Below are 1,859 nucleotides of genomic sequence, written 5' to 3' on the forward strand. Positions count from 1 at the left end.
GACCGGCCGGTCGGCGGGGGCGCGGCGGTCGGTCAGCGGCAGGGGCGCAGGACGCCCAGGCGCTGGGTGGCCCGGGTGAGCGCGACGTACAGGTCGCTGCGCCCGCGCGGCGACTCCGCCACCATCCGGTCCGGGTCGACCACCAGCACCGAGTCGAACTCCAGGCCCTTGGCCTGCGCGACCGTCAGCACGACCACCCGGCTCTCCAACTCCGGGTGCTCGCCCACCGTGGCCTCCGGCAGCGCGGCGGTCAACGCCGCGCCGAGCGCGTCCACCCGGCTGGCCGGCACGATGACGCCGAGCCGGCCCTCGGTCAGCCCGGCGGCCTCGCGCGTCGCCGCCGACACCAGCTCTGCGGGCAGTTGCTCGTCGGGCACCGCCCGGTCCCACGGTGGAAGGCCGCTCTCGCGCACCGAGCGCGGCGGTCGCAGCGCCGGGTCGATCTCGGCCAGTACGTCGGCGGCGACCGCCATGATCTCGGCCGGCGTGCGGTAGCTGACCGTCAGCTCGGTCAGCCGCCAGCGCTGCGCCACGTAGGGGGCGAGGGCATCGGCCCAGGACGGCGTCCCGGCGAGCGCGCCGGTCTGTGCCACGTCCCCGACGATCGTCATCGACCGGCTCGGGCAGCGGCGCATCAGCAGCCGCCACGCCATTGGCGACAACTCCTGCGCCTCGTCCACGATCACGTGCCCGAACGCCCAGGTCCGGTCGGCGGCGGCGCGCTGCGCGGTGGTCAGCCGGTCGGCCTCCTCCTGCCGCTCCAGCAGCCGGTCGGCGTCGATGAGGTCGGTCACGCCGAGGATCTCACCGCCCTCGGCCTCGTCCTCGACGTCGATCGAGCGGGAACCCCGAGCGATCTCCAGGACGCCCTCGGCGTACTCCCGTTCCATCATCCGGATGCGGTCCCGGCGGGCGGCGGCGGCCCGCTCGTCCTCACCGAGCAGCTCGGCGGCCTCGTCCAGCAGCGGCACGTCGGCGGGCGTCCACCCGCCCGGCTCGCGATGCAGCCGGGCCCGCTCGTCCTCGGTGAGCATCGGTGCGGCGGCGGCGATCCGGTCCGGGTCCGCGTACAAGTCGGCGAGCAGGCGCTGCGGGGTGAGCACCGGCCACAGCCGGTCGAGGGCGGCCTGGATCTCCGTCTCCTCGCGCAGCTCGCGACGGATCTCGGCGCGGTCGGCCTCGTCGAGCAGGTTGTCCCCGCCCAGCGGGTCGGCGCCGATCCGCTCCGCCACCTGGTCGGCGAGCGCGTGCACGATCTCCACGTCGAACAGCGCCCGTGCCAGGTTGTGCGGCCGGTCGGTGCGGCGCACCCGGTCCCGGGCGGCGCGCACCGTCTCCGGGTCGAGGGTCAGCACCTCCCGCTCCACCTCGATCTCCAGCGGCTCGTCCGGCACCCACTGCCGGTTTCGGACGGCCAGCGCCAGCACCTCGGCGAGCACCGCCCGGCCCTTGAGCGCCGCGGTCTCGGCCGGCTCGACGCGCTGGGCGCTCACCCCGGGAAACAGATCACCCTGGGTACGCAGCAGCACGCCCGTCTCGGCCAGAGTGGGCAACACCTGGGAGATGTAGCGCAGGAACGTCGCGTTCGGGCCGACCAGCAGCACACCCCGGCTGGACAGCTCCCGCCGGTGTGTGTAGAGCAGGTACGCCGCCCGGTGCAGCGCGACCGCCGTCTTGCCGGTGCCGGGGCCGCCCTGGACCACCATGACGCCGGGCAGATCGGCGCGGATGATCCCGTCCTGCTCGGCCTGGATGGTCTCCACGATGTCGCGCATCCGGCCGGTCCGGCCGGCGTTGAGGGCGGCGAGCAGCGACGCCTCGCCGGTCAGCTCCTCGTGCCCGCCCGGCGAGGCGCTGTC

Annotated in this window: 1 protein-coding gene; it reads right to left on the minus strand. The window is 75.2% G+C overall.

Annotation, left to right across the window (positions count from 1 at the left end):
- Positions 1-32: 32 nt before the first annotated feature.
- Positions 33-1,859 (minus strand): AAA family ATPase (locus tag AB0J68_RS31795; RefSeq protein ID WP_363942538.1); only part of this gene is annotated, 1,827 nt, incomplete at its 5' end.

This window comes from Micromonospora sp. NPDC049580 (assembly GCF_040675595.1).
Classification (GTDB): domain Bacteria; phylum Actinomycetota; class Actinomycetes; order Mycobacteriales; family Micromonosporaceae; genus Micromonospora.